The sequence below is a fragment of the Streptomyces sp. NPDC005898 genome, from assembly GCF_040629635.1.
Lineage (GTDB): Bacteria > Actinomycetota > Actinomycetes > Streptomycetales > Streptomycetaceae > Streptomyces.
Window position 1 is genome coordinate 202,402 of sequence record NZ_JBEXWC010000007.1, and the last position, 25,692, is coordinate 228,093.

Sequence of the window (25,692 nt, forward strand, 5' to 3'; positions counted from 1 at the left end):
GGGAGGGTGCCTAACGCGCCGCGGGTCACTCCGAAGGGTGGGACGGTGCGCCGCCTCGCGCTTTCTGACGGGGGGTCGGGTGCCTCTGAGCTCGGCGGAATCTGGTCGTCCGCGGGTGCGGGTTCGGTGGGGGCTGGGCGCGCAGTTCCCCGCGCCCCTGAGGGGTGCGCCCTGCGGGCGCCCCTCAGGGGTGGGCGGTCTAGCGTTGGGGGGTGGCCTACTTTGATGTTGCTTCTTCCGTGCCTCTTCATCCCGTTGCCCGGCAGGCCCTGGTGGCCTCGCTGGATGAGGGGTGGGCCGATCCGGCGCGGCTCTACCGCGAGGGGCGGCGGGCCCGGCTGCTGCTCGACGCGGCGCGGGAGGCGGCCGCCGAGGCCGTGGGGTGCAGGCCCGACGAGCTGGTCTTCACCTCCTCCGGCACCCGTGCCGTGCACTCCGGGGTCGCGGGCGCGCTGGCCGGGCGGCGCCGCGCCGGACGCCACCTGATCGTGTCGGCGGTCGAACACTCGTCGGTGCTCCATTCGGCCGCGGCCCACGAGGCCGGCGGCGGGACGGTGACCGAGGTGCCGGTGGACCGGGGCGGGGCGGTCGACCCCGGGGTGTTCGCCGCCGCGCTGCGCGAGGACACCGCGCTCGCCTGCCTGCAGTCCGCCAACCACGAGGTGGGCACCGAGCAGCCGGTGGCCGAGGTGGCGGCGGCCTGCCGGGCGGCCGGGGTGCCGCTCCTGGTGGACGCGGCGCAGTCGCTGCTCTGGGGGCCGGTGGGCGGCGACTGGTCGCTGCTGACTGGCAGCGCCCACAAGTGGGGCGGCCCGGCGGGGGTCGGGCTGCTCGTCGTGCGCAAGGGGGTGCGCTTCGCCGGGCAAGATCCCGCGGACGAGCGGGAGTCGGGGCGCGCCGCCGGGTTCGAGAACATTCCGGCCGTCGTCGCGGCGGCGGCCTCGCTGCGGGCGGTGCGCGCCGAGGCCGCGGCGGAGGGGGTGCGGCTGCGGGAGCTGACGGAGCGGATCAGGGCGCGGGTGCCCGCCCTGGTGCCGGACGCGGAGGTGGTGGGCGACCCCGTACGGCGGCTGCCGCACCTCGTCACCTTCTCCTGTCTCTATGTCGACGGGGAGAGCCTGCTGCACGAGCTGGACCGGGCCGGGTTCTCCGTGTCGTCCGGGTCGTCGTGCACCAGCTCCACGCTGACCCCGAGCCATGTCCTGAAGGCGATGGGGGTGCTGAGCGAGGGGAACGTCCGGGTCTCGCTGCCGATGGGCACGGAGGCGGCCGAGGTGGAGCGGTTCCTCGACGTGCTGCCCGGCGCCGTCGCCGGGGTGCGCGAGCAGCTGGGGGCGCCGGTGGGGCCGCGGCCCCGTACGGAAGGGGCGGCACTGGTCGTCGACGCGCTCGGCAAGCGGTGTCCGCTGCCCGTCATCGAGCTGGCGAAGGTCATCGGGGACGTCCCGCTGGGCGGGACGGTGACCGTGCTCGCCGACGACGAGGCGGCGCGCCTCGACATCCCGGCGTGGTGCGAGATGCGCGAGCAGGAGTACGTGGGTGAGCGGCCGGCGGACCGGGGCAGCGCGTACGTGGTCCGCCGGCGCTCGTGATCACACGAGGTGGGCGCCGACCTCGGCGGCGGCCTCGTGGCCGTACGCCTTGGTGAAGCGGTCCATGAAGTTGCTGCGCCGCAGCTCGTACTCCTGGGTGCCGACGGTCTCGATGACCAGGGTGGCGAGCATGCAGCCCACCTGGGCGGCGCGCTCGTGGGAGACGCCCCAGGCGAGGCCGGACAGGAAGCCCGCGCGGAACGCGTCGCCGACGCCGGTCGGCTCGACCTTGGCCTCCTCCTCGGGGACGCCGACCTCGATCGGGTCCTGGCCGACGGCCTCGATGCGCACGCCGTTCGCGCCGAGGGTCGTCACGCGGTGGCCGACGCGGGAGAGGATCTCGGCGTCGGTCCAGCCGGTCTTGGACTCGATGAGCCCCTTCTCGTACTCGTTGGAGAAGAGGTACGTGGCGCCGTCGAGGAGGGTGCGGATCTCCTCGCCCCCCATGCGGGCGATCTGCTGGGAGAAGTCGGCGGCGAAGGGGATGCGGCGGGTGCGGCACTCCTCGGTGTGCCGGAGCATCGCCTCGGGGTCGTCGGCGCCGATCAGGACGAGGTCGAGTCCGCCGACGCGGTCGGCGACCGTCTTCAGCTCGATCAGGCGCGCCTCGCTCATCGCGCCCGTGTAGAAGGAGCCGATCTGGTTGTGGTCGGCGTCGGTGGTGCAGACGAAGCGTGCGGTGTGCAGCGTCTCGGAGATGCGGACCGAGGCGGTGTCCACGCCGTGCCGGTCGAGCCAGGCGCGGTACTCGTCGAAGTCGGAGCCCGCGGCGCCGACCAGGATCGGGGCGGTGCCGAGCTGCCCCATGCCGAAGGTGATGTTGGCGGCCACGCCTCCCCTGCGGACGTCGAGCGCGTCGACCAGGAACGAGAGGGAGACCGTGTGCAGCTGATCGGCGACCAGCTGGTCGGCGAAGCGGCCGGGGAAGGTCATCAGATGGTCGGTGGCGATGGAGCCGGTGACTGCGATACGCACGGCTGGGTGCTCCTGTAGAGGAGAGGCGAGGGGTTGACAGTTCACGTTAGCGGGTCGAACACCCACGCTGAAGAGGCCAAAACTACCCGATAGTAGGGCTTTTTTCCTGGGCGTCCAGATGCCTACGGTGCCGTTATGACCGTTATCCCGAAGGATGTCGTCACCAAGCGCGCCCGCAGGCTCTCCGCGGAGAGCCCCGAGAGCATGGAGACCCTGCGCGGCGACTGCGCCCGCATGGCGCCGCACTGGGCGGTACCCGTCCGGGCCGCCGCCACTCCCGTGCCGCCGTCCCTGATCCACGGCGTCACCGTGCCGCCGTCCTCCGCGCGGCTCATCGACGGGATGTCCGAGTACGGCGACTGAGAAGGGCCGCCCGCGAGGCCCGGCGCCCGCACCCCGCGCGTGAAAGGGAACCGCGCGCTCCCCCGCCACGTCCCATCGCCGACCCCCGCAAAGGGGGTACCGGGATACGACGGAGCCCGCCCGTGGGTTTCCAGGGACAGCAGTGCAGTCGAAGGAGCGATGCGGTGAACACCGAGCGATCCGTGCAAGAGACGGCCGAGCCCCGGCGTCGGCGTGCCCGCCTCGCCGTCACCTCGGTGGCGGCCACGGTCCTGCTGGTCGGCGGCGGCGGGGCGTACTTCGCCGCGACCGCGTCCGGCGGTGGCGACCGGGGCGGTGACGGGGCCCCCGCCGGGGACGGCGGCAATCCGCCGCCGCTCGCGCTGGACGGCTATCCGGCCGGCGACCGGCAGGACGGCTCCGCCGCGCCCGGCGGCACCGGCGGGATCGCGCCGGGCGAGCCCGACCCGAGCGGCGCCACGTACCAGGCGACGGGCAAGCTGCCCGAGGGCCCGGACGCGGCCTTCGTCTACCACGCCCGGAGCGAGGTGACCCGGGGCGAGGTGGTCGCGCTGGCCGAGGCGCTCGGCCTGTCCGGGACGCCGACGTCGAGGGACGGCACCTGGCGGGTCGAGCAGGACAAGGACGGTTCGGGCCCCTCCCTCCAGGTGAACAAGCAGGCGCCCGGCACCTGGACGTACACCCGGCACGGGGTGGGCGGCACGGACAACTGCCCCAAGGGCAAGCCGTGTTCGGGCACCTCCACCGCGCCGGGCGGCGACGCGGGCGACGCGGTGGGCGAGCAGGCGGCCAAGGACGCCGCCGCGCCGCTGCTCAAGGCGCTCGGCCAGGACGACGCGAAGCTCGACGCCCGCCAGCTGATGGGCGCGGTGCGGGTGGTGAACGCCGACCCGAAGGTGGACGGCCTGCCCACCTACGGCTGGTCGACCGGCGTCCAGGTCGGCTCGGACGGCCAAGTGGTGGGCGGCAGCGGCCAGTTGAAGGCGCCGGTCAAGGGCGCCAAGTACCCGGTGATCGGCGCCCGTCAGGCCCTGGACCAGCTGAATTCGAGGGGCGGCGGGCACATGGGCATCGGCGGCTGCGCCACCCCGGTACCACACGCCGACGACCGCACGAAGACGGAGGGCGGCGGGCAGCAGGCGCCGTGCGGGCCGTCGTCCGCGCAGCCGAAGCCGCGGTCCGTGGCCGTGACCGGCGCCACCTTCGGGCTCGCCACGCACTACGTCGCGGGCCGCCAGACCCTCGTACCTTCGTGGCTGTTCGAGGTGAAGCCGCAGGGCGCGCGGGAGACCTTCACGGTGACGCATCCGGCGCTCGCCCCCGAGTACCTGACCTCGCCCGGCAGCCCGACGCCCACCGAGGAGCCCGGCACCGGGCGTGCGGCGGCCATCGAGTCCTACGGCGCCGACGGCAGGTCGCTGACCCTGCACTTCTGGGGCAGCGCGTGTGGCCGGTACTCGGCGTCCGCGCGGGAGGACGGTGACCGGGTGAGCGTCGAGGTCACGGAGACCAAGAAGAAGGACCAGGTCTGCGTCATGATCGCCAAGAAGCTCTCCAAGACCGTCACGCTGGACAAGCCGCTCGGTGAGCGCGAGGTCGTGGACGCCTCGGGCAAGAGCGTGCGCCGCGCCTAGACACGACGCGAAGGCGGCGGCCCCCTGGAGTCCAGGGGGCCGCCGCCTTCGTACGTCTGTCTGTCGCCCGCAGCTCTAGCTGAAGGAGTCGCCGCAGGCGCAGGAGCCCGTGGCGTTGGGGTTGTCGATCGTGAAGCCCTGCTTCTCGATGGTGTCGACGAAGTCGATGGAGGCGCCGCCCAGGTAGGGAGCGCTCATCCGGTCGGTGACGACCTTCACGCCGTCGAAGTCCTTGACGACGTCGCCGTCGAGCGTGCGCTCGTCGAAGAACAGCTGGTAGCGCAGGCCCGAGCAGCCGCCGGGCTGTACGGCGACGCGCAGCGCCAGGTCGTCCCGGCCCTCCTGCTCCAGCAGGCCCTTCACCTTGGCCGCGGCGGCGTCCGACAGGAGGATGCCGTCGCTCACGGTGGTGGTCTCGTCCGATACGGACATCTGCTTCTCTCCCGGGTTGTACGGAGACTGCTTGCCGACGGTTGCAACCGGCGGGGCCGCGGATTCATTCCGGGCCGAGCGCTTACGTCTTACCCCCTCATGCTCGCACATGGTCTCCCCGGGGGCACCGGTCCCGGCGACGGCGAATGCGTCACATCGACACTATGGCCATCGTCAAACTGACGTGAAGCGGTTATGATAGATAACGTCAATTAGACGAAAACTCGTCTGCAGAAGAGAAAGGGTAGGTGTCGTCGTGACCACCGCCCAGTCCCCCGGGGACCTCGTGGACCTCGATGTGCAGCCCACGCCGCTCGCCCTGCTCCTGCTCGGCCGTGAGGCCGACCCCAAGAGCGAGCGGGGCGTGGACTGCCCCGGCGACCTGCCGTCCCCCTCCGACCCGGACCTGGTGGAGCGCGCCCGGGCCGCCAAGGAGAAGCTCGGCGACAAGGTCTTCGTCCTCGGCCACCACTACCAGCGCGACGAGGTCATCCAGTTCGCGGATGTGACCGGCGACTCCTTCAAGCTGGCGCGCGACGCCGCGGCGCGGCCCGGCGCGGAGTACATCGTCTTCTGCGGTGTGCACTTCATGGCCGAATCGGCGGACATCCTGACGACGGACGACCAGAAGGTCGTGCTGCCCGACCTGGCCGCCGGCTGCTCGATGGCCGACATGGCCACCGCCGAGCAGGTCGCCGAGTGCTGGGACGTGCTGACCGACGCCGGCATCGCCGAGCGGGTCGTCCCCGTCTCGTACATGAACTCCTCGGCCGACATCAAGGCGTTCACCGGCAAGCACGGCGGCACGATCTGTACGTCGTCCAACGCCAAGCGCGCCCTGGAGTGGGCCTTCGAGCAGGGCGAGCAGGTGCTGTTCCTGCCCGACCAGCACCTGGGCCGCAACACCGCCGTGCGCGACATGGGGATGTCCCTGGACGACTGCGTGGTCTACAACCCGCACAAGCCGAACGGCGGCCTGACCGTCGAGCAGCTGCGCGGCGCGAAGATGATCCTGTGGCGCGGGCACTGCTCGGTGCACGGGCGCTTCTCGCTGGAGTCGGTCGCGGACGTGCGCGCGCGCATACCGGGCGTGAACGTCCTGGTGCACCCGGAGTGCAAGCACGAGGTCGTGGCCGCCGCCGACCACGTCGGTTCCACCGAGCACATCATCAAGACCCTGGAGGCCGCGCCCGCCGGGTCGAAGTGGGCCATCGGCACGGAGCTGAACCTCGTCCGCCGCCTGGCGAACCGTTTCGCCGCGCAGGACAAGGAGGTCGTCTTCCTGGACAAGACGGTCTGCTTCTGTTCGACGATGAACCGGATCGACCTGCCGCACCTGGTCTGGACGCTGGAGTCGCTGGCCGAGGGCAAGCTCGTCAACCAGATCGCGGTGGACCGCGAGACCGAGCAGTTCGCGAAACTGGCGCTGGAGCGGATGCTGGCGCTTCCGTAGGGTCACGCCGGTCAGCGGTAAGGGGCGTCCGCCATGGCGGGCGCCCCTTACGTCATCCCCAGTCGCCGCCAGTCGTCGCCGGCCGTTCCCCGGTCACTCCACCCGTGGACGCACCAGGCCCGACTCGTAGGCGATGACGACGAGTTGGGCGCGGTCGCGCGCCCCGAGCTTGGCCATCGCGCGGTTCACATGGGTCTTCACGGTGAGCGGACTGACCTGGAGGCGCTCGGCGATCTCGTCGTTCGAGTGCCCCCCGGCGACCTGCACCAGGACCTCCCGCTCGCGGGTGGTGAGGGCGTCCAGGCGCTCGCCGCGCACCGCGCCCTCGCCGTCCCCGTCGCCGCCCTGCGCCAGGAACTTGGCGATCAGCCCTTTGGTGGCCACCGGGGAGAGCAGCGCCTCGCCCGCCGCCGCGATACGGATGGCGCCGAGCAGCTCCTCGGGCTCCGCGCCCTTGCCGAGGAAGCCGGAGGCGCCCGCCCGCAGCGACTGCACGACGTACTCGTCGACCTCGAAGGTCGTCAGCATCACCACCCGCACCTGGGCCAGGGCGGGGTCGGCGCTGATCATGCGGGTGGCGGCCAGGCCGTCCGTGCCGGGCATGCGGATGTCCATCAGGACCACGTCCGCCCGCTCCGAGGCGGCGAGCCGCACCGCCTGGGCGCCGTCGGACGCCTCGCCGACCACCTCCATGTCGGGCTCGGAGTCGACGAGCACCTTGAACGCGCTGCGCAGCAGCGCCTGGTCGTCGGCGAGCAGTACGCGGATCGTCACGCGGTCCCTTCCTTTGCCGGGGTGAGGGGGACGACCGGCAGGATCGCATGGACGCGGAAGCCGCCGCCGTAGCGGGGGCCGGCGGAGCAGCTGCCGCCGAGGGCGGTGACGCGCTCGCGCATGCCGAGCAGGCCGTGCCCGCCGCCGTCGGCGCCGGGGCCCCCGTCCGGGTCCCGCTGCCCCTCGCCGTCAGTGGCCCGGCCCGGCCCCGGGCCGTCGTCGAGGACGGTGACCTCGACGTTCGGGCCCACGCGCACGACGCTCACCTCGGCCTTGGCGCCCCGCCCCGCGTGCTTGCGCACGTTCGTGAGCGCCTCCTGGATGATCCGGAACGCGGCGAGGTCGACGGCCGCCGGGAGGTCGAGGCCGACCTGGCCGAGGGCGACCTCCACGGGCAGCCCCGCGTTGCGGAAGGTCTCGACCAGCTCGTCGAGCCGGTGCAGGCCGGGGGCCGGCTCGGTGGGCGCCTCGGGGTCGCCGCTCTGGCGCAGCAGACCGACGGTGGCGCGCAGTTCGTTGAGCGCGGAGCGGCTGGCGTCGCGTACGTGGGAGAGGGCCTCCTTCGCCTGGTCGGGCCGCTTGTCCATGACGTGCGCCGCGACGCCCGCCTGCACATTGACCAGGGCGATGTGGTGGGCGACCACGTCGTGCAGGTCCCGGGCGATGCGCAGCCGCTCCTCGGCGACGCGCCGCCTGGCCTCCTCCTCCCGGGTGCGCTCCGCCCGCTCGGCGCGTTCCCTTATGGCGTCCACGAAGGCGCGTCTGCTGCGCACCGCGTCGCCCGCGGCGGCGGCCATGCCGCTCCAGGCGAAGATGCCGAGGTTCTCCTGGGCGTACCAGGGCAGCGGTCCCGAGAGCATGGCGACGCCCGTGAGGCCGGTCATGGTGACCAGGCCGACGCGCCAGGTCGTCGAGCGGTCCGTGGTGGCGGCCACGGTGAACAGGGCGACGACCGCGGACATCACGACGGGCGCGCGGGGATCGCCCGTGAGCAGCTCCGTGACGGAGGCGGCGCAGGTCACGGCGAGCACCGCCCAGGGGGCGCGGCGGCGCAGGACGAGGGCGAGGGCGCCGAAGGCCATCAGGAGCAGGCTGGGGGCGTCGGGCGCGCGGGTGCCCCAGGTGGGTCCGTGCTCCCCGTAGGGCTCGGCGAAGGAGCCGACGACCATGAAGACGAGGACGGCGCAGGCGAGCGCGGCGTCCACCGCCAGCGGGTGCGCCTTGGCCCAGCAGCGGCCTCTGCCCAGCGTGGTCAACTTCCCCGCTCTTCCGTCGCGTTCTCCGCCGCGGGTCCCGCGGTCGGGCCATCTCGCGCCCACGCGGCGGGGCCGCGGCGGGGGCTCAGCCCGGGATCAGGCCGTCGTCGCCCAGCATGGCCCGGACCTCGTCGAGCGTCGCGTCCGGCGCGGGCAGGATCAGCTCGGAGGGCTCCAGCGCGTCGTCCGGGAGCGGTTCGCCGAGCTCGCGGACCCTGTCCAGGAGCGCGTGGAGCGTGCCGCGGAAGCCGACGGGGTCGCCGCCCTCCAGCTCCGCGAGCAGTTCGTCGTCCAGCTTGTTCAGCTCGGCGAAGTGGCTGTCGGCCAGCTTCACCTGGCCCTCCCCCATGATCCGTACGATCATGTCGTCCTCCTCGGACGTGAGCGGTACCCGTGCCGCCGCGCGACTACTGCTTGTCGAAGCGTGGAGTGTCCTGCGGCTGCTGCTGCGACCTGGGCTGCCCCTGGCCGCCCTCGATGGCCTGCTGGCCGGCGCCGGAGCCGCCCGCCAGCTCCGCCTTCATGCGCTGCAGCTCCAGCTCCACATCCGTACCACCGGAGAGGCGGTCCAGCTCGGTCTGGATGTCGTCCTTGGCCAGTCCGGAGGAGTCGTCGAGGGCGCCGGAGGCGAGCAGTTCGTCGATCGCGCCGGCCCGCGCCTGGAGCTGCGCGGTCTTGTCCTCGGCGCGCTGGATCGCCATGCCGACGTCGCCCATCTCCTCGGAGATGCCGGAGAAGGCCTCGCCGATGCGGGTCTGCGCCTGCGCGGCGGTGTACGTCGCCTTGATCGTCTCCTTCTTCGTGCGGAAGGCGTCGACCTTGGCCTGGAGGCGCTGCGCCGCGAGGGTGAGCTTCTCCTCCTCGCCCTGGAGCGTCTGGTGCTGCGTCTCCAGGTCGGTGACCTGCTGCTGGAGCGCGGCCCGCCGGGAGAGGGCCTCGCGGGCGAGGTCCTCGCGGCCGAGGGCGAGCGCCTTGCGGCCCTGGTCCTCCAGCTTGGCGGACTGGCCCTGGAGCTGGTTCAGCTGCAGTTCCAGGCGCTTGCGGGAGGTCGCCACGTCGGCGACGCCGCGGCGGACCTTCTGCAGCAGCTCCAGCTGCTTCTGGTAGGAGTAATCGAGGGTTTCGCGCGGATCCTCGGCCCGGTCAAGGGCCTTGTTCGCCTTCGCGCGGAAGATCATTCCCATACGCTTCATGACACCGCTCATGGGCTTCGCGCGCCCCCTTCTGACGGACTTCCAGCTCCAGGTACTGCTCAGAACCCACAGTACGGGCCCTGCATCCATTACCGCACTGTTCGCGTGCGGATGCGCTCATCCCCAAGGACGACTGCGTACGGCCCGGCTCCGGCGTAAGGAGTAGGTGTACCCCTGTGAAGACGCCCGGTGTTGCCGGATCGTTCCCCATGGGACGGGGGTCCATGCCCGGCGCACCACGTACCCTTGGGTTTTGTGTTCCGTAGCCGATCCAAGGAAGAGAAGGCCCCGGCCGCGCAGGCGCCGGTGACCGACTCCAAGCAGCCCCGTGACCCGCAGGCCCCCAAGGGCCGCCCCACCCCCAAGCGCTCCATGGCACAGTCGCAGCGCCGCGGCGTGACCAATACGCCGACGTCGCGCAAGGAGGCGGCGAAGCGGCAGCGCGACGAGCGCCGTGCGCAGATGGCCAAGCAGCGCGAGGCCCTGGCCAGCGGTGACGAGCGGTTCCTGCCCGCCCGTGACAAGGGCCCGGTGCGCAAGTTCGCGCGCGACTTCGTGGACTCGCGCTTTTGCATCGCGGAGTTCTTCCTGCCGCTCGCGGTGATCATCCTTGTCCTGAGCATGGTCCGCGTGCCCCAGCTGCAGAACATCGCGCTGCTGCTCTGGCTCGTCGTGATCGTGCTGATCGTCCTGGACTCCGTGGTGACCGCGTTCCGCCTGAAGAAGCGTCTCGCCGAGCGCTTCCCGAGCGAGAACAAGAAGGGCGCCGTCATGTACGCCCTGATGCGCACGCTCCAGATGCGTCGGCTCAGGCTGCCGAAGCCGCAGGTCAAGCGCGGAGAGCGGCCCTGAGCGCATTCACCGGCGGAGCCGGTGCCTGGCTGGAGAAGCTGGGCGGTCTGCGCAATGCCGTACGCCAGGAGCTGGTGGCCCGCCAGCTCGACGAGCAGATAGCCGCCCGCTTCCCGGTGGGGCAGCGGCTGCGGGTGCTGGACGTCGGCATGGGCCAGGGCACGCAGGCGTTGCGGCTCGCCCGCGCCGGGCACAAGGTGACGGGGGTCGAGCGGGACCCCGAGATGATCGCCGCCGCCCGCGAGGCGCTCGCCGCGGAGCCCGAGGGCATCCAGGGGCGGGTGCGGCTCGTGCAGAGCGACGGCCACCAGACCGGGGCGCACTTCCTGCCGGGCAGCTTCGACGTGGTGCTCTGCCACGGCGTCCTGATGTACGTGGAGGAGCCCGACGCCCTGCTGGCCGGGCTGGCCCGGATGCTGGCCCCCGGCGGGCTGCTCTCGCTCCTCGTGCGCAACGCCGACGCGCTGGCCATGCGGCCGGGGCTCGGCGGCGACTGGAGCGGCGCGCTGGCCGCCTTCGGCTCCGTCGCCTACCGCAACCGGCTCGGCCTGGACGTGCGGGCCGACCGCCTCGACGCGTTGTCGTCGACCCTGGCGGGGATCGCGGCGCCGCTGCAGACCTGGTACGGCGTGCGGGTCTTCACGGACACCGCCGAGGACGGCGCGCCGCTTCCCCCGCACGAGGAGCTGGAGGCGCTGCTGGCCGCCGAGGAGCGGGCCGGGCGCACCGACCCCTACCGCCGGGTCGCCGCGCTGCTGCACCTGTGCGGGGTACGGGATTGAGCACCGCGGGCGCGTGAGCCGCGGGCGTGCGGGAGGCGGCGGCCGGAGTCCGGTCGCCGCCTCCCGTGCGTCGCCCACCGGGTGCCTCGCCCCGGCCGGGCCACAGGACTAGGCCTGCGCGTCCTCGGCGTCCTGGGGGTGCAGGCTCATCGGGCCGTAGATCTTGGTCGTGTCCTCGAAGAGGGACACCTGGTCGGCGCCGCCCTCGGACAGTTCCTTCCAGTACTCGCCGACCCAGGACTCCGCGTCGCCCTGGGTGGTGAACTCCTCCGGCTGCACCGCGGGCTGGACCTCCGTCCCGTCCGCCTTCTCGAACCGCCACGTCCATGCCGCCATGTCAGCCTCCCGAGGGTTCCGTGGCGGTCTGAGGAACCGCCTGAATCCGCCTGAAGCCTAGCCGGACGCGCGGCCCGGGACCCGACGCGGGAGGATCTTCGTGTGGAACTGACTCTGCTCGGCACCGGCGCCCCCGAAGGACTGCCCCTCCCCGGCTGCCCCTGCGCGGCCTGCGCGACCGCTCTGGGCGGCGCGGCGCGCGCCGCCACCGCGCTGCTCGTGGACGGCGTCCTGCTGCTCGATCTCACCCCGGGAGCCGCCCTGGCGGCCGCCCGCGCGGGACACTCGCTCGGCGGTGTGCGCCAGGTCCTGCTCTCCCATCCGCACGACGGACCCGCCGTCGAGGTCCCGGCCGGCCTCCCGCAACCCGTACGGGGCGCCGACGGGCGGGAGTTGACGCTCCTGACCGGTCACCGGGTGCGCGCGGTGGCGCTGGACGCGCCCGGCTCCGGTTACGAGGTGACGGGGCCCGACGGGGAGCGGCTGCTGTACCTGCCGCCGGGCGGCGCTCCCGCGGGGCTCGGCGAGGGGAACGGCTCGGCGGCGGCGAGCGGCGGGCGCGGGACGTACGAGATGATCGTCGGCGATGTGCTCGGGCGCCCCGACGGGCTGGCCCGGCTGCGCGCCGCCGGCGCCGTCGGCCCGACCACGGATGTGATCGCCGTCCACATCGGCCACGAGGTGCCCCCGGGCGCCGAGTTGGCGCGCCGGCTCGCGGCGGCGGGCGCGCGGGCGGTGCCCGACGGGACGACGCTGGTGGTCGGCGCCTACGAGGACGTGCCGGACGTGCCGCGCCGCACCCTCGTCCTCGGCGGCGCCCGCTCGGGCAAGTCCGTGGAGGCCGAGCGACGCCTGGCGGCCTTCCCCGAGGTGCTGTACGTGGCGACGGGCGGGACCCGTGCCGGCGACGCCGAGTGGGCGGACCGGGTGAGCCTGCACCGGGAGCGGCGCCCCGGTTCGTGGCGGACCGCCGAGACCTGCGACCTGGTGCCGCTGCTGGCGCAGGACGGGCCGCCGCTGCTGATCGACTGCCTGTCGCTGTGGCTGACCCACGCCATGGACGAGGTGGGCGCGTGGGACGACGCGCGGTGGGCGGGCGGCGGCGAGCGGGCGCTGCGGGGGCGGATCGCCGAGCTGGCCGACGCGGTGCGCGCCACCCGGCGCACGGTCGTCGCCGTGTCGAACGAGGTCGGCTCGGGCATCGTCCCGGCGACCGCGTCGGGCCGCCGCTACCGGGATGAACTGGGGCGCCTGAACGCCGCGTTCGCCGCCGAGTGCGAGCACGTCCTGCTCGTGGTGGCGGGCCAGGCCCTCCCGCTGCGCGCCTGACCCGGCCCGCCGTGTCGGGCGGGCGCCTCGGCCCTCGTACGTCAGTCGTCCGCGCCGCGGCGAGCGAGGAGGCGGTAGGCGTTGGAGAAGCCGGTGCGGGTGAGCAGGGGGGCCAGCAGCGCGTCGAGCAGCAGGGCGAGGGCGAGCAGGGGCAGGCAGGCCCCCCAGGCGGCGCGGCGGAGCCGCAGCCTCAGGGGGTGCGCGGGCTTGGCGCGCCAGGGGACGTCGGCCCGGGGCAGGCAGCGGTTGAGCAGGAGCGCGAGCGCCCCGCCGAGGTCGGCCGGGACGTGCGCCGCGCGGCGCTCGACGCCGACGACGGTGAAGCCCAGCTCCTCCAGCTCCCGGCGGAGGTTGGCGAGCGGGATGAGGTGCAGGTGCCGCGGCTGGGCGTACGAGGGCCACCACTTGCCGAGCACTTTCGCGTACCGGCAGCCGGGGTCGGTGGTCTCGATCATCAGGTGTCCGCCGGGGCGCAGGGCGGCCTTCGCGGCTCTCAGCTCGGCGCGCGGATCGGGTGCGCGCTCCAGCTGGTGGAACAGGCTCAGGGCGTCGTAGCGGCCGGCGAGGGCGTCCGCGAGGCCGGTGAGGGTGCCGCGGTGGCCCTCCTCGACGCGGCCGTGGCGCACGGCCTGCTCCACGCCCCGGCCCGGGTCGAGCCCGTCGAAGGACGTGTACGGCAGGACCTGCCGGGCGAGGGCCGGGAAGCGGGCCCGGCCGGTGCCGACGTCCAGCCAGCACTCGGGCTCGTCGAGGGCGCGCATCGCGCGGGCGCGGGCGAGGTGGCGCCGGTCGGTGGGCCGGACGCCGACGAGCGCCGCCGCGGCCTTCGCGCCGAGCCCGGCGCGCAGGTCCTGGTCGGAGGAGTCCCGGCGGTAGAACTCCTGGCCCTCGGGGGTGAGGCGGGGGTTCTGGAACAGGTGGGCGCAGTTGGCGCAGCGGTCGAGCGTGAAGGCGCCCGGCTTGTGCTGGATCAGGTCGGCGGTGCGCAGCCGGATCCGCAGCCGGGGCGAGCCGCACCACGGGCAGTCGGCGCTGCGGGGCTCGTGGAACCGTTCGGTGCCCCCGGCGAGTGCGGCGAGGTAGGCGGGGCGTCGTTGGGCCACACGCTGGGCGACGTCCAAGGTCGTACTCCTGAAGTCGGTTTTGACGCGTTCGGTCCGGCAATGACGTTATGTGCCCCATACGCGAGGACTCGTAACCGCTCGTCAGGCCGGACCGCCTGTGGGGTGCAGGGTCCGGGCCGTTCGAACACGGGCGCCGCGCGTGCCGGTACTGTTCGGCGAATGAGTTCGCTGAATCTCGACGACTTCACCGACCTGATCGAGCGGCCCGACGGCGGGGTGCGCCGCGACGCCGAGGAACGCAGGGAGCGGCAGACCGTGCCGCCCGGCGCCCTGGGGCGCCTCGACGAGCTGGGCGAGTGGCTGTCGGCGGCGCAGTCCGCGGTGCCGGTCCGGCCCGTGGAGCGGCCGCGCGTGGTGCTCTTCGCCGGTGACCACGGGGTCGCCGGGCTGGGTGTCTCGGCGCGGCCCGCGGGCGGCGCCACCGCGCTCGTGCGCGCCGTCCTGGCCGGCGAGAGCCCCGTCGCCGTGCTCGCGCGCCGCCTCGACGTGCCGGTCCGGGTCATCGACATGGCGCTGGACTGCGATCCGGCCGAGCTGCCCGCCGAGGTGACGGGGTACCGGGTGCGGCGGGGGTCGGGGCGTATCGACGTCGAGGACGCCCTGAGCGCCGAGGAGGCCGAGCGGGCGGTGCGCGCGGGCATGGCCGTCGCCGACGAGGAGGCCGACTCGGGCACCGATCTGGTCGTGCTCGGGGACGTGAGCGTCGGCGGCACGACGCCCGCCGCGACGCTGATCGCCGCGCTGTGCGGCACCGACGCGTCCGTGGTGACCGGGCGGGGCGGCGAGCCCATCGACGACCTGGCGTGGATGCGCAAGTGCGCGGCGGTGCGCGACGCCCTGCGGCGGGCCCGGCCCGTGCTCGGCGACCAGTTGGAGCTGCTCGCCGCGGTCGGCGGCGCCGACCTGGCGGCGATGACGGGGTTCCTGCTCCAGTGCGCCGTGCGGCGTACGCCGGTGATCCTCGACGGTGTCGTGGCGTCGGCGGCGGCGCTGGTGGCCCAGCGGGTCGCCTTCCGGGCGCCGGACTGGTGGCTCGCGGGGCACGACAGCGGGGAGCCCGCGCAGGCCAAGGCGCTGGACCGGATGGCGCTTGAGCCGCTCCTGGGGCACGGGGTGCGGGTCGGCGAGGGAACGGGGGCGCTGCTCGCGCTGCCGCTCGTGCGGGCCGCCGCCGCGCTCTGGGCGGAGCTGCCGGAACGGGCCGCCGAGCCCGAGGCCGCAGCGGGGGCCACCCCGGGGAGCGGAGCGGTGGCCGAGGCCGGGAGCGGCGCGCAGGCCGTGGCGGAGGTCGGAGCGGGGCCGGCGGGACCGGCGGTCGAGCAGGCTCCCTGAGGGCCGGGGCGGCGGCCTCGATCTTGCCCATATGATCCCTTTTCATGGGAGATGAGCAAGTCGTTGCCGGACGACAGAAGCCACGCACCGTCACACAGCGCCGCGCCGCGGGGTTCGCCGTCTGGTACCTCCGCGCCGTCACGTTCGTCAACTTCCTCAGCGCGGTCTGGGTCTCCCTCGGGCAGGACGTGCGCCAGCACAACACGGAGGACTACTACACCCCGTACCTGCTGACCGCCGGCTTCGCCTCGGGGGCGCTCACGCTGTTCCTGGCGATCACCATGCGGCGCCGCAAGCGCGCCGCGTGGATCCTCAACCTGGTGCTCAGCGGCCTCCTCCTGCTGCTCCTCGCCCTCGTGGTGGGCTTCTTCCCGGAGGTGCGCCGGTACGCGCAGAACTGGATCTCCCTGGTCCTGACCGCCGCGTTCGTCGCGGCGCTGATCGTGGGGCGCCGCGAGTTCTACGCCAAGGGCGACCGCTCCAACCCGAAGCTGGCCTGCGCCGTCGCCGCCGGCGGGCTCCTGGTGACCTCGCTGATCGCCGCGCTGCTGGTCACCGTCACCAACCACGCCGACGACGACTACCGCTCGACCTTCCTGGACCGCTGGCGCTACGGCACCATGCGGCTGGTCTCGCTGGCCGCCGACGACCGGCGCTTCGAGGGCATCGCCACGCCCGGCTGGGTCAACGTCACCATCAACGTCCTGAGCACGCTGCTGCTCTGCGCCGTCCTGTACGCCGCGTTCCGCTCCCGCCGGGCCGTCGACCCGCTCACCGAGGACGACGAGGAGCGGCTGCGCGCGCTGCTCGACCAGCACGGCGAGCGCGACTCGCTCGGCTACTTCTCGCTGCGCCGCGAGAAGAGCGTCGTGTGGTCGCCGACCGGCAAGGCGGCGGTCGCCTACCGCGTCGTCGGCGGTGTCTCACTGGCCTCCGGCGACCCCATCGGCGACCCGGAGGCCTGGCCCGGCGCGATCGAGCCCTGGCTCACCGAGGCCCGCGAGCACGGCTGGCTCCCCGCCGTGATGGGCGCGAGCGAGGAGGCCGGCACGATCTACGCCCGGCACGGCCTGGACGCCCTGGAGCTGGGCGACGAGGCCATCGTGGAGACCGCGGAGTTCTCCCTGGAGGGGCGGGCGATGCGCACCGTCCGCCAGGCGTACAACCGCGTGAAGCGTGCCGGGTACACCGTCCGCGTCCGCCGCCACGAGGACATCCCGCAGGACGAGATGGCGCGGCTGCTGCGCCTCGCCGACGACTGGCGCGACGGCGCCACCGAGCGCGGGTTCTCGATGGCCCTCGGGCGGCTCGGCGACCCGGCGGACGGGCGGTGCGTGATGCTGGAGTGCACCGACGGGGAGGGCAGGCTGCGGGCGGTGCTCTCCTTCGTGCCGTGGGGGCCGCACGGGCTCTCCCTCGACCTCATGCGGCGCGACCGCGACTCCGAGAACGGCCTGATGGAGTTCATGGTCATCGAACTCCTCCAGCGCGCCCCCGAGATCCAGATCACGCAGGTCTCCCTCAACTTCGCGATGTTCAGGTCCGTCTTCGAACGTGGCTCGCGGCTCGGTGCGGGACCGGTCCTTCGCCTGTGGCGGTCGCTGCTCAGCTTCTTCTCGCGGTGGTGGCAGATCGAGTCCCTCTACCGCGCCAACGCCAAGTACCGGCCCATCTGGGAACCGCGCTTCCTCCTCTTCGAGAAGAGCGGCGACCTGCCGCGCATCGCCATCGCGGCGGCGCGCGCGGAGGGTTTCCTCGAAGCGCCGGGCCTGCCGAAGCTGCTGCACCGCAAACACCTGGAGTCGAGACGATGAGCGCCCTGGCCCGCCGCGCCCGCGCCGAGTGGGGACCGCTGTCCTCCGCCGTGCGGGACGGGCTCACCGCCCACCGGTGGCGGGCCGCGCCCATGACGCCGGCGGCCGTCTGCCTCACCGCGCTCCTCCAATGCGTCCAGAACCAGCCCTGGGGCTACCAGTTCGTCCAGAACGTCGGCTCCGTGCGCGCCGAGGATCCGCTGTGGCTCGCGCTGGCGCGCACCCCGCTCTCCCTCTTCGTGCCCGCGCTCGACCTGCCGGTGTGGGGGGCGCTCGCCCAGATCCTGCTCGTCTTCGGCATCGCGGAGATCTGCCTCGGCTGGTGGCGCACCCTCCTCATCGGCTACGCGGCCACCCTCGCCGGCACGCTCTACGCGCGCGTGGGCATCGAGCTGGGCCCCGGCCACCCCCTCGGGCTCCCGGCCTCCGACGCCTGGGTCGTCGACACGGGCCCGTCCGCCGCCGTCGTGGGCCTCGCGGTCTATCTGTGCTGGCGGTATCGGGCGTACGTCACGGCGGCCCTGGTGGTCGCCCTGATGGCCGTCGAGGTGCTCGTCAAGAACAACCTGGCGGGCAAGGAGCACCTGGCGGCGATCGCGGCCGCGCTGGCGCTCTGCGCGGTCACCGCCCTGCGTCACCGGGGCGGGGGTGTGCGCTCGGGGGCGCGCTCCCCGGACCGCCCGGAGTCGGGCGAGAAGCCGCCGATCCAGTCCTGAAGTCTGCGGCGCGGGCCGGCCCAGCGGCGGTCGTGCCGGAAGGCGCGCAGCCCCGCACGCGCGCGTGCCCGGTGCCGGCGGCGGTAGAACCGCCGCGCCCACGCCGAGCCCGGCCGGGCAAGCCGGACGGCGCCGACCAGCGCGACGAACGGGACCACCAGGCCGATCAGGGCCGTGCGCAGCTTGCCCTTGAGGAGCGCCACCAGGGCGAAGACGCAGTTCAGAGCGATGTCCAGGACCAGCAGGCCACGATTTTGCCGCTCCCCCGGTGTCAGGTCGTCGACCCCGAACGGCGTGAAGCCGGTGAGCACCAGCACCACCAGGGCGGCCGTGAGCATGACGGCCTCCACGCTCTTGCGACCCTGCTCGCTCCAGTAGACGTCGTCGAGGTGGAGGATCAGCGCGAACTCGTCCAGCACGAGCCCCGCGCCGATCCCGAAGACGACGGCGGCGTACAGCGGCCCGGCGCCCTGCTGCCCGGCGGCCACCGCCCAGAATCCGCCCACGAGCATCAGGAAGATGCCCGGTACGACGTGGTGGATGTGCACCTCGCCCGAGCTGATGTCGCGGAAGGGCCCCTTGCCCGCCCGGATGAGCCGGGTGACCGTCCGGGTGACCAGGAACGACCCCACGAAGGAGAGCAGGGCGAGCAGCAGCGGCAGTTTCCCCGGCTCGACGATGTTCCGGTACCACCAGTCGCTCATGCGGCCATCCTCTGCCCCGCACGAGTGATCCGCAGGGCGGGCGTGCCCTCGGGGTAGCCTTCCGCGGTGTCCACCTCCTCCCCCGCCGACGGCATACGTTTCGCCTTCGGCACCCTCACCGCGCTCCCCGTCCGCGTCACCCGCTGGGACCGGGGGGCCGCGCGCGCCGGCATGCAGTGGGCGCCCCTCGCCGGCCTGGTGATCGGCCTGGCCGCCGCGGGTACCGGCGCCGCACTGGGCCTGCTCGGCGGCGGACCGCTGCTCGCCGCGGTGGCGACCGTCGCCACCCCCGCCGCCCTCACCCGCGGGCTGCACCTGGACGGCCTCGCGGACACCGCCGACGGCCTGGGCAGCGCCCGGCCCGCCGAGGACGCGCTGCGCATCATGAAGCAGTCCGACATCGGGCCCTTCGGCGTCATCACGCTGCTGTTCGTGCTGCTGGCCCAGGTCGCCGTGTTCCACCGGCTCTACGAACGCTCCTGGACCGCGGGCGCCGTCGCCGCCGTCGTCTCGGCCGCCGCCGCCCGCCTCGCGCTCACCCTGGCCGCCCGCGCCTCGGTGCCCCCGGCCCGCCCCGAGGGCCTCGGCGCGGCCGTCGCCGGGGTCGTGCCGCGCGGCCGCGCGCTACTGGTCACGGCGCTCGTCCTGGCCGGGGCGGCGGCAGCGGGCGCGCCGCTCGGGGCGTACGACGCCGTGCGCTGCGCGGTGGCCGTCCTCCTGGCCGTCGGCGCCGCCGAGCTGCTGCTCCGGCACTGCGTACGGCGGTTCGGCGGGGTCACCGGGGACGTGTTCGGGGGCCTCGCGGAGACGGCGGCGACCACCGCTCTGGTGGTGCTCACGCTCGGCTGAGACCCCGCCGCGGCAGGGCCCCGGTGGGCGCGACACCGCACCGAACACACACAGTGAGGCGCACCGCAGCACTCACGGGCGTAGGCTCGCGACGGGCTCACCACCCCGCAGCCCGTCGAAACTCAACCGAAAGAGGACCTCACCACCGTGACTGCTCTGACTCTCAGCACCGCCGCGGCGTCCGGCCTGCGTGCCGACGCGATCGTCGTCGGTGTCGCGAAGGGCTCTGGCTCCAAGGGGACTCTGGTCGTCGCGCCCGGCGCCGAGGCCGTGGACAAGGCGTACGACGGCAAGCTCGCGTCCGTCCTGGAGACCCTCGGCGCCTCGGGCGGCGAGGGCGAGGTGACGAAGCTGCCCGCGCCGTCCGGCTTCAAGGCGCCGGTCGTCGTCGCGGTCGGCCTCGGCGGGGTCCCGGAGAAGGACGAGACGTACGGCACGGAGGCGCTGCGCCGCGCCGCCGGTGTCGCCGCGCGCGCCCTGACCGGCTCGAAGAAGGCCGCGTTCGCCCTGCCCGTCGAGGACGCCGACGACCTCTGCGCCATCGGCGAGGGCGCGCTGCTCGGCGCGTACTCCTTCGTCGCCTACAAGGACCAGGGCGACGCCAAGGACGCGAAGAAGAACGGCAAGGACGCCAAGGCGCCGCTCGCCGAGATCACCCTGCTCGGCGGCAAGCCCCGCGACAAGGCGTACAAGGCCGCCCTGGAGCGCGCCACCGCCGTCGCCGAGGAGCTGAACCGCGCCCGCGACCTCGTCAACACCCCGCCGAACGACCTCGACCCCGAGGCCTTCGCGGCGGTCGCCACCGCGGCCGCCAAGGAACACGGCATCAAGATCCAGGTGCTCGACGAGAAGGCGCTCCTCAAGGGCGGCTACGGCGGCATCCTCGGTGTCGGCGCCGGCTCGGACGCCCCGCCGCGCCTGGTGAAGCTCTCGTACACGCACTCCAAGGCCAAGAAGCACCTCGCCTTCGTCGGCAAGGGCATCACGTACGACTCGGGCGGCATCTCGCTGAAGCCCGCCGGTCACAACGAGACCATGAAGTGCGACATGGCCGGTGCCGCCGCGGTCTTCGCCGCCGTCGTCGCCGCCGCGCGCCTGGGCCTGGAGGTGAACGTCACCGGCTGGCTGGCGCTCGCCGAGAACATGCCCTCCGGCTCCGCGACCCGCCCCGGCGACGTGCTGCGCATGTACAGCGGCAAGACCGTCGAGGTCCTGAACACCGACGCCGAGGGCCGTCTCGTCCTCGCCGACGCGATCGCCAAGGCCTCCGAGGAGCAGCCGGACGCGATCGTCGACGTGGCGACCCTGACCGGCGCCATGATGGTGGCGCTCGGCAACCGCACCTTCGGCATCATGGCCAACGACGACGCCTTCCGTACCTCGGTGCACGAGATCGCCGAGGAGGTCGGCGAGCCGTCCTGGCCCATGCCGCTCCCCGCCGAACTGCGCAAGGGCATGGACTCCCCCACCGCCGACATGGCCAACATCGGCGACCGGATGGGCGGCGGCCTGGTGGCCGGCCTCTTCCTGAAGGAGTTCGTGGGCGAGGGCATCATCTGGGCCCACCTGGACGTCGCGGGCCCCGCCTACCACGAGGGCGCGCCGTTCGGCTACACGCCCAAGGGCGGCACCGGCACCGCGGTGCGCACCCTGGTCCGCCTGGCGGAGCGCACCGCCGCGGGCGACCTCGGCTGAGCCGGGCAGCACGCCTCGGGGCTCCGGACGCATCCGCGTCCGGGGCCCCGCACGTTCCCGCGCGCGAAGCCCCGTTCGATTTCGCCCTCGACGAAATCCGTGGGTCCGCGCGCGGGGCAACCGCTGTGAGACGGCTGATCGGACGTCTCACAGCCTGGCCCGGCGTCCCGTCTCCCGTCGACAAGTGCGAAGATGGGTTCTCGGCAGGACAGGGCCCCCACCAAAGGGCCGAAACAAGAGCGGCCGAATACCAGCCGACCGACCGGTCGTCCCCACGCACGGGGTCCGGCGTACGGCGCACATGCATGGAGGACGTGACGTGGCGAACGACGCCAGCACCGTTTTCGACCTAGTGATCCTCGGCGGCGGTAGCGGCGGTTACGCCGCGGCCCTGCGCGGAGCGCAGCTGGGCCTGGACGTCGCCCTGATCGAGAAGAACAAGCTCGGCGGCACCTGCCTGCACAACGGCTGCATCCCCACGAAGGCGCTGCTGCACGCCGGTGAGATCGCCGACCAGGCACGCGAGGCCGACCAGTTCGGCGTGAAGGCCACCTTCGAGGGCATCGACATCGCGGCCGTCCACAAGTACAAGGACGACGTGATCTCCGGCCTCTACAAGGGCCTGCAGGGTCTCGTCGCCTCCCGCAAGGTGACCTACATCGAGGGTGAGGGCAAGCTCTCCTCGCCGACCTCCGTGGACGTGAACGGCTCGCGGATCCAGGGCCGCCACGTCCTGCTCGCGACCGGCTCCGTGCCGAAGTCGCTGCCGGGCCTGGAGATCGACGGCAACCGCGTCATCTCCTCGGACCACGCGCTGACCCTGGACCGCGTGCCGCAGTCCGCGATCATCCTGGGCGGCGGCGTCATCGGCGTCGAGTTCGCCTCGGCGTGGAAGTCCTTCGGCACCGACGTCACGGTCATCGAGGGCCTCAAGCACCTCGTGCCGGTCGAGGACGAGAACAGCTCCAAGCTTCTTGAGCGCGCGTTCCGCAAGCGCGGCATCAAGTTCAACCTCGGCACGTTCTTCGAGAAGGCCGAGTACACCGAGAACGGCGTGCGCGTCACCCTCGCCGACGGCAAGACCTTCGAGGCCGAGGTCCTCCTGGTCGCCATCGGCCGCGGCCCGGTCTCGGCCGGTCTCGGCTACGAGGAGCAGGGCGTCGCCATGGACCGCGGCTACGTCCTGGTCGACGAGTACATGCAGACCAACGTGCCGACCATCTCGGCCGTGGGCGACCTCGTCCCGACCCTCCAGCTCGCGCACGTCGGCTTCGCCGAGGGCATGCTGGTCGCGGAGCGCCTGGCCGGTCTCAAGCCCGTCCCGGTGGACTACGACGGCGTGCCCCGGGTGACGTACTGCCACCCCGAGGTCGCCTCCGTGGGCATCACCGAGGCCAAGGCCAAGGAGATCTACGGCGCGGACAAGGTCGTCGCCCTCAAGTACAACCTCGCGGGCAACGGCAAGAGCAAGATCCTGAAGACCGCGGGCGAGATCAAGCTCGTCCAGGTCAAGGACGGCGCCGTCGTGGGCGTCCACATGGTGGGCGACCGCATGGGCGAGCAGGTCGGCGAGGCCCAGCTGATCTACAACTGGGAAGCGCTGCCGGCCGAGGTCGCCCAGCTCATCCACGCCCACCCGACGCAGAACGAGGCGCTGGGCGAGGCCCACCTGGCCCTCGCGGGCAAGCCGCTGCACTCCCACGACTGACGTCAGTCACCGGGCGCGACGACCAGACTTTCCGCTTCCCCAAGCTCTCGACTTCGCTCGAGCAGGGGAGTCCCCATCCGTAAGGAGCAACCGAAACCATGGCGGTTTCCGTATCCCTTCCGGCGCTCGGCGAGAGCGTCACCGAGGGCACTGTCACCCGTTGGCTGAAGGCCGAGGGTGAGCGCGTCGAGGCCGACGAGCCGCTGCTCGAGGTCTCGACCGACAAGGTCGACACCGAGATCCCCTCCCCGGCCGCCGGCATCCTGGCGTCCATCAAGGTCGCCGAGGACGAGACCGTCGAGGTCGGCGCCGAGCTGGCCGTCATCGACGACGGCTCCGGCGACGCGGGCGGCTCGGCCGCCCCGGCGCAGGAGGAGGCCCCGGCGGCCCCCGCCCAGGAGGAGGCCCCGGCCGCCCCCGAGCAGCAGGAGGCCCCCGCCCAGGCCGAGGCGCCCGCCGCCCCGGCGCAGTCCGGCGGTTCCGCCGAGGGCACCGAGGTCACCCTGCCGGCGCTCGGTGAGAGCGTCACCGAGGGCACCGTCACCCGTTGGCTGAAGGAGGTCGGCGAGGAGGTCGCGGCCGACGAGCCCCTCCTGGAGGTCTCGACGGACAAGGTCGACACCGAGATCCCCTCGCCCGTCGCGGGCGTGCTCCTGGAGATCGTCGTCGGCGAGGACGAGACCGCCGAGGTCGGCGCCAAGCTCGCCGTCGTCGGCGCGCCCGGTTCCGCCGCGGCTCCGGCCAAGGAGGAGGCCCCGGCCGCCCCCGCGCAGCAGGAGGCCCCGAAGCAGGAAGCCCCCGCGCAGGAGGCCCCCAAGCAGGAGGCTCCCCAGCAGGAGGCCCCGAAGCAGGAGGCTCCGGCCAAGGCCGAGGCGCCCGCCGCCCCGGCCGCCCAGGCCCCCGCCGCGCAGGCCGCGCCCGCCGCTGCCGCCCCGGCTCCGGCCAAGGCCGCGGCCCCGTCGGCTCCCGCCGCCCCGGCCCGGCCCACCCCGGCCGACGACGGCGCGTACGTGACCCCGCTGGTGCGCAAGCTGGCCTCCGAGAACGACGTGAACCTCTCCGAGGTCAAGGGCACCGGCGTCGGCGGCCGCATCCGCAAGCAGGACGTCATCGCCGCCGCCGAGGCCAAGCAGGCCGCCCCGGCCCCGGCCGCCGCCGCGCCGAGCGCCCCCAAGGCCCCGGCCCTGGAGACGTCCCCGCTGCGCGGTCAGACGGTCAAGATGACCCGCATGCGCAAGGTCATCGGCGACAACATGATGAAGGCCCTGCACTCGCAGGCCCAGCTGACCTCGGTCGTCGAGGTCGACATCACCAAGCTGATGAAGCTGCGCGCCAAGGCCAAGGACGCCTTCGCCGCCCGTGAGGGCGTCAAGCTGTCCCCGATGCCGTTCTTCGTCAAGGCCGCCGCCCAGGCGCTGAAGGCCCACCCGGTCATCAACGCCCGGATCAACGACGACGAAGGCACCATCACGTACTTCGACTCGGAGAACATCGGCATCGCCGTGGACGCCGAGAAGGGTCTGATGACGCCGGTCATCAAGGGTGCGGGCGACCTGAACATCGCCGGCATCTCCAAGAAGACCGCCGAGCTGGCCGGCAAGGCCCGTGGCGGTGGCCTCACCCCGGACGACATGTCCGGCGCCACCTTCACGATCTCCAACACCGGCTCGCGCGGCGCCCTGTTCGACACGGTCATCGTGCCGCCGAACCAGGCCGCCATCCTCGGCATCGGCGCCACCGTCAAGCGCCCGGTCGTCATCAACCACCCCGACCTCGGCGAGACCATCGCCGTGCGGGACATGACGTACCTGTCGCTGTCCTACGACCACCGCCTGGTCGACGGCGCGGACGCCGCCCGCTACCTGACCGCCGTCAAGGCGATCCTGGAAGCCGGCGAGTTCGAGGTCGAGCTCGGCCTGTAGTCAGGTCCCGGGTGAGGCTGTAACACTCGTCTCATCAGCGCGTACGCCCCCGTCCGGAGCCTTCCGGTCGGGGGCGTCGCCGTATTGTCTAGGGGTCACACGCCCTTGGGGCCCGCAGCCCCCGCCGGAGGAGCTCTCATGACCGCGCCCGTCGTTCACTCGCTGCGCGAACAGATCCGCGAGCACATCGTGGAGGGGATCGTCAGCGGGCGCTGGAAGCCGGGCGAGCGCATCGTGGAGCGGCGGATCGCCGTGGAGCTGGAGGTCTCGCAGACCCCGGTGCGGGAGGCGCTGCGCGAGCTGGAGACGCTGCGGCTCATCGAGTCGGCGCCCAACAAGGGTGTGCGCGTACGGAACTTGACGGCCGCCGACCTGGAGGAGAGCTACCCGGTCAGGGCGGGCCTGGAGGCGATCGCCGCGGAGCTGGCGGCGGAGCGGCTGGCCGAGGACTGCTCGGCGCTGGAGCCCCATGTGGCGGCCCTCTACGAGGCGGACCGCGCCGCCGACGGCACCGGGCAGGTGCGGCACACGGTCGCCTTCCACCGGGAGCTGGTGCGGGCGGCGGACAACTCGGTGCTCCTGCACACCTGGGAGGGCCTCGGCATCGAGGTCTTCACGGCGCTGTCCATCCGGTGGCTCGGCACGGTCCAGCAGTCGTACGCGGAGGAGCACGAGGCCCTCGTCACGGCCTTCCGGCGCCGGGACCCCGCGATCGCGGAGCTGGTCAAGTCGCACGTCCTCGGCTGCGCGCCGCGCGCCTGACCGACGCGCTCATGCGTGAGGCGGGGGCCGCAAACGTGCTCCCACCTGCGCGGACTCCCCTCGATTCCTTCAAATCGAAGGCACCCGGTGCCCTT

Annotated in this window: 24 protein-coding genes; 15 read left to right on the forward strand and 9 right to left on the reverse strand. The window is 73.3% G+C overall.

All coding sequences use genetic code 11. The features are described from left to right. The first annotated feature begins 212 nt into the window (after window positions 1-212). Window positions 213-1,592: an aminotransferase class V-fold PLP-dependent enzyme gene (locus ABZ385_RS12785; protein ID WP_358911291.1), complete on the forward strand. Its 1,380-nt coding sequence runs from the start codon at window positions 213-215 to the stop codon at window positions 1,590-1,592. Here the strand turns inward: ABZ385_RS12785 and ABZ385_RS12790 are convergent, their stop codons facing one another. After that, on the reverse strand, window positions 1,593-2,567 hold the full coding sequence (locus tag ABZ385_RS12790) for a carbohydrate kinase family protein (protein ID WP_358584028.1): 975 nt from the start codon (window positions 2,565-2,567) through the stop codon (window positions 1,593-1,595). Between the two features lie 135 nt (window positions 2,568-2,702). On the opposite strand from ABZ385_RS12790, the gene ABZ385_RS12795 reads away from it, so the two are divergent. Both ABZ385_RS12795 and ABZ385_RS12800 read left to right on the forward strand, forming a co-directional pair. Continuing rightward, window positions 2,703-2,930 (forward strand): hypothetical protein, encoded by a 228-nt coding sequence (locus ABZ385_RS12795; RefSeq protein ID WP_358584060.1) that lies wholly within the window; start codon window positions 2,703-2,705, stop codon window positions 2,928-2,930. Window positions 2,931-3,094: 164 nt separating this feature from the next. Beyond that, window positions 3,095-4,564, forward strand: coding sequence for a hypothetical protein (locus tag ABZ385_RS12800; protein WP_358911293.1), 1,470 nt, complete (start codon window positions 3,095-3,097; stop codon window positions 4,562-4,564). 75 nt (window positions 4,565-4,639) lie between these two features. Here ABZ385_RS12800 and ABZ385_RS12805 read toward each other — a convergent pair whose 3' ends face one another. Beyond that, window positions 4,640-4,996, reverse strand: coding sequence for an iron-sulfur cluster assembly accessory protein (locus ABZ385_RS12805; protein ID WP_030786960.1), 357 nt, complete (start codon window positions 4,994-4,996; stop codon window positions 4,640-4,642). Window positions 4,997-5,252: 256 nt separating this feature from the next. On the opposite strand from ABZ385_RS12805, the gene nadA reads away from it, so the two are divergent. Then, the gene (nadA, locus tag ABZ385_RS12810) at window positions 5,253-6,449 is read left to right on the forward strand and encodes a quinolinate synthase NadA (RefSeq protein ID WP_358699786.1); all 1,197 of its coding nucleotides are present in this window, start codon (window positions 5,253-5,255) and stop codon (window positions 6,447-6,449) included. A gap of 93 nt (window positions 6,450-6,542) precedes the next feature. On the opposite strand, the gene ABZ385_RS12815 is transcribed toward nadA, so the two are convergent. The 4 genes from ABZ385_RS12815 to ABZ385_RS12830 all read right to left on the reverse strand — a co-directional run bounded on the left by ABZ385_RS12815 (window position 6,543) and on the right by ABZ385_RS12830 (window position 9,684). Beyond that, the gene (locus ABZ385_RS12815; protein WP_358584023.1) at window positions 6,543-7,223 is read right to left on the reverse strand and encodes a response regulator transcription factor; all 681 of its coding nucleotides are present in this window, start codon (window positions 7,221-7,223) and stop codon (window positions 6,543-6,545) included. After that, the gene (locus ABZ385_RS12820; RefSeq protein WP_358584021.1) at window positions 7,220-8,479 is read right to left on the reverse strand and encodes a histidine kinase; all 1,260 of its coding nucleotides are present in this window, start codon (window positions 8,477-8,479) and stop codon (window positions 7,220-7,222) included. The genes ABZ385_RS12815 and ABZ385_RS12820 overlap by 4 nt, the downstream gene beginning before the upstream one ends. A gap of 85 nt (window positions 8,480-8,564) precedes the next feature. Further along, window positions 8,565-8,843 carry a hypothetical protein gene (locus tag ABZ385_RS12825; protein ID WP_358584020.1) on the reverse strand — a complete coding sequence of 93 codons (279 nt, stop codon included), beginning with the start codon at window positions 8,841-8,843 and terminating at the stop codon, window positions 8,565-8,567. Between the two features lie 43 nt (window positions 8,844-8,886). After that, entirely contained in the window at window positions 8,887-9,684 is a 798-nt protein-coding gene (locus ABZ385_RS12830) for a PspA/IM30 family protein (protein WP_358584018.1), read from the reverse strand. Window positions 9,685-9,927: 243 nt separating this feature from the next. Between ABZ385_RS12830 and ABZ385_RS12835 the strand changes: the two genes are divergently transcribed. Continuing rightward, a complete protein-coding gene (locus tag ABZ385_RS12835) occupies window positions 9,928-10,524 on the forward strand; it encodes a DUF3043 domain-containing protein (protein WP_358584016.1) in 597 nt (198 codons plus the stop codon). A 74-nt stretch (window positions 10,525-10,598) separates the two neighbouring features. Beyond that, window positions 10,599-11,306 (forward strand): methyltransferase domain-containing protein, encoded by a 708-nt coding sequence (locus tag ABZ385_RS12840; protein ID WP_358584014.1) that lies wholly within the window; start codon window positions 10,599-10,601, stop codon window positions 11,304-11,306. Between the two features lie 108 nt (window positions 11,307-11,414). Here ABZ385_RS12840 and ABZ385_RS12845 read toward each other — a convergent pair whose 3' ends face one another. Continuing rightward, on the reverse strand, window positions 11,415-11,642 hold the full coding sequence (locus ABZ385_RS12845) for a hypothetical protein (protein WP_358584012.1): 228 nt from the start codon (window positions 11,640-11,642) through the stop codon (window positions 11,415-11,417). 102 nt (window positions 11,643-11,744) lie between these two features. Here ABZ385_RS12845 and ABZ385_RS12850 point away from each other — a divergent pair, with 102 nt between their 5' ends. Then, a complete protein-coding gene (locus ABZ385_RS12850; RefSeq protein WP_358911295.1) occupies window positions 11,745-12,971 on the forward strand; it encodes a bifunctional adenosylcobinamide kinase/adenosylcobinamide-phosphate guanylyltransferase in 1,227 nt (408 codons plus the stop codon). A 41-nt stretch (window positions 12,972-13,012) separates the two neighbouring features. Here ABZ385_RS12850 and ABZ385_RS12855 read toward each other — a convergent pair whose 3' ends face one another. Beyond that, window positions 13,013-14,092 (reverse strand): class I SAM-dependent methyltransferase, encoded by a 1,080-nt coding sequence (locus tag ABZ385_RS12855; RefSeq protein ID WP_358911297.1) that lies wholly within the window; start codon window positions 14,090-14,092, stop codon window positions 13,013-13,015. 162 nt (window positions 14,093-14,254) lie between these two features. Between ABZ385_RS12855 and cobT the strand changes: the two genes are divergently transcribed. The 3 genes from cobT to ABZ385_RS12870 are packed head-to-tail and all read left to right on the forward strand — an operon-like array spanning window position 14,255 to window position 17,957. Further along, a complete protein-coding gene (gene cobT / locus ABZ385_RS12860) occupies window positions 14,255-15,427 on the forward strand; it encodes a nicotinate-nucleotide--dimethylbenzimidazole phosphoribosyltransferase (protein ID WP_358911299.1) in 1,173 nt (390 codons plus the stop codon). 44 nt (window positions 15,428-15,471) lie between these two features. Then, entirely contained in the window at window positions 15,472-17,241 is a 1,770-nt protein-coding gene (locus tag ABZ385_RS12865) for a phosphatidylglycerol lysyltransferase domain-containing protein (protein WP_358911300.1), read from the forward strand. Then, complete coding sequence (locus ABZ385_RS12870; RefSeq protein ID WP_358584004.1) at window positions 17,238-17,957, forward strand: hypothetical protein; 720 nt, start codon at window positions 17,238-17,240, stop codon at window positions 17,955-17,957. The genes ABZ385_RS12865 and ABZ385_RS12870 overlap by 4 nt, the downstream gene beginning before the upstream one ends. On the opposite strand, the gene ABZ385_RS12875 is transcribed toward ABZ385_RS12870, so the two are convergent. Then, a complete protein-coding gene (locus ABZ385_RS12875) occupies window positions 17,876-18,661 on the reverse strand; it encodes a hypothetical protein (protein WP_358584002.1) in 786 nt (261 codons plus the stop codon). The two genes, ABZ385_RS12870 and ABZ385_RS12875, sit on opposite strands and share 82 nt — an antisense overlap. 66 nt (window positions 18,662-18,727) lie before the next feature. Here ABZ385_RS12875 and ABZ385_RS12880 point away from each other — a divergent pair, with 66 nt between their 5' ends. The 5 genes from ABZ385_RS12880 to ABZ385_RS12900 all read left to right on the forward strand — a co-directional run bounded on the left by ABZ385_RS12880 (window position 18,728) and on the right by ABZ385_RS12900 (window position 25,597). After that, entirely contained in the window at window positions 18,728-19,510 is a 783-nt protein-coding gene (locus ABZ385_RS12880) for an adenosylcobinamide-GDP ribazoletransferase (RefSeq protein WP_358911302.1), read from the forward strand. Between the two features lie 147 nt (window positions 19,511-19,657). Next, complete coding sequence (locus ABZ385_RS12885) at window positions 19,658-21,205, forward strand: leucyl aminopeptidase (RefSeq protein WP_358911303.1); 1,548 nt, start codon at window positions 19,658-19,660, stop codon at window positions 21,203-21,205. A 319-nt stretch (window positions 21,206-21,524) separates the two neighbouring features. Then, a complete protein-coding gene (gene lpdA / locus ABZ385_RS12890) occupies window positions 21,525-22,913 on the forward strand; it encodes a dihydrolipoyl dehydrogenase (RefSeq protein ID WP_358585664.1) in 1,389 nt (462 codons plus the stop codon). Window positions 22,914-23,011: 98 nt separating this feature from the next. Next, window positions 23,012-24,835 carry a 2-oxoglutarate dehydrogenase, E2 component, dihydrolipoamide succinyltransferase gene (gene sucB, locus ABZ385_RS12895; RefSeq protein ID WP_358911305.1) on the forward strand — a complete coding sequence of 608 codons (1,824 nt, stop codon included), beginning with the start codon at window positions 23,012-23,014 and terminating at the stop codon, window positions 24,833-24,835. Window positions 24,836-24,973: 138 nt separating this feature from the next. Continuing rightward, the gene (locus ABZ385_RS12900; protein WP_358585662.1) at window positions 24,974-25,597 is read left to right on the forward strand and encodes a GntR family transcriptional regulator; all 624 of its coding nucleotides are present in this window, start codon (window positions 24,974-24,976) and stop codon (window positions 25,595-25,597) included. Window positions 25,598-25,692: the final 95 nt, after the last annotated feature.